Raw genomic sequence first — 1,325 nt, 5'->3', positions numbered from 1 at the left:
ACGAGGCGGGCCTGTGCTCCGTCGTGGAGGTCGCGTTCGATGCGGCGCAGGTCGGCGGCGGCGGTGTCGACCACCGTGCCCCGGTCCGACTCCAGCTCCCACACCCGGGTCGCCAGCCGCGACGGGCCCAGCAGCCCGATCACCAGGAGCCGGTCGACGGTGGTCAGCGCCCGCATCACCCATGGGGTCGCCAGGAGGACCAGCACCCCGAGCACACAGGACGCGGCGACCTCGAACGGGGTGTCCAGGTAGAAGTGGCGCCCCCGGTCGTCGTCCCCGAACAGCTCGATGCCCGGCTGGTCGATGTACGCGGGGAAGACCCAGCGCCACAGCGGATACGTCGCGAAGCCCCAGCCGTAGCAGGCGAACACCGTCGCGACGGTGAAGGCGAAGATCGCCCACGGCAGGTGCAGCAGCGCGTACAGCACATGCCGCCACGAGGTGCCGCTCTTCAGCAGCGCGCCCACCCAGGACACCGGCCCCCGCTTGCCCCCGGCCACGCGGACCGGCTCCGGCTCGGCGACCTCCAGCCGCAGCAGCGCCCGGGCGCGGGCCCGCTCCACGACCCCGATCCCCCGGCAGCCCGCCAGGGCGGCGCCGAGCACCGGAACGCCGAGGAAGGTGATCAGCAGTCCCGCGCCGAGGGAGAGCGTGACGACCGCGTACGTGAAGGTCAGGACCGCCATCGGCAGGCTGAGCAGCAGATAGAGGAACTCGCGCCAGACGCGGGCCTCGAACGGCGCCCGCAGCGCGGGCGGCACCAGGCGGTGCCGGGGCTCGCTCCCCGGCCCGTACGGTCCGTATGCGGTGGCCATCTCGTCGTCCGTCCTCCCGGGCCGAGGCGGGTGCCCGGCTTGTCCGCTGTCGTTGTCCTTCAGGGTCCCCGGGGCCGGTGGCCCCGGGAATGGAGCGGGTCGGCGTCTTCGCCCGGGGGCTAACCCCACCCCTTCGGCGCCGCCTACGCGGACCGGCGGGCCGCCGCCGCGCGGCGCGGGACGCCGCCCGTACGGCTCGCACCGTCGCGGTCGCGCCACGGCAGCTCGGCCTCCACCGAGGTCGGGCCGCCGGGCGGGGAGTCCACCGAGAACCGGCCGTCGACCGAGCCGAGCCGTTCCGCCAGCCCCGCAAGACCGCTGCCCCCGTCCGGGGACGCGCCGCCGCGCCCGTCGTCCCGCACCCGGATCAGCAGCCGGCTGCCCGACCGGGACAGCTCCACCGAAGCGGTCCGGGCGTTGCTGTGTTTGCTGATGTTCTGGAGGAGTTCGGAGACGGTGAAGTAGGCGATGCCTTCGATGGCGGGTGCGGGGCGTTCGGGGAGGTCGGTG

2 protein-coding genes are annotated in these 1,325 nt (G+C 74.6%); both read right to left on the bottom strand.

Translation table 11 applies throughout. The features are described from left to right. A partial coding sequence (locus LCH29_RS43970) for a sensor domain-containing protein (protein WP_446467291.1) occupies positions 1 to 815 on the bottom strand: 815 nt, incomplete at its 3' end. 143 nt (positions 816 to 958) lie between these two features. Then, on the bottom strand, positions 959 to 1,325 hold a 367-nt coding region (locus LCH29_RS43965), incomplete at its 5' end, for a sensor histidine kinase (protein WP_446467290.1).

The organism is Streptomyces sp. BRA346, from assembly GCF_052851135.1.
This window is presented reverse-complemented; position numbering and strand designations above follow the sequence as displayed.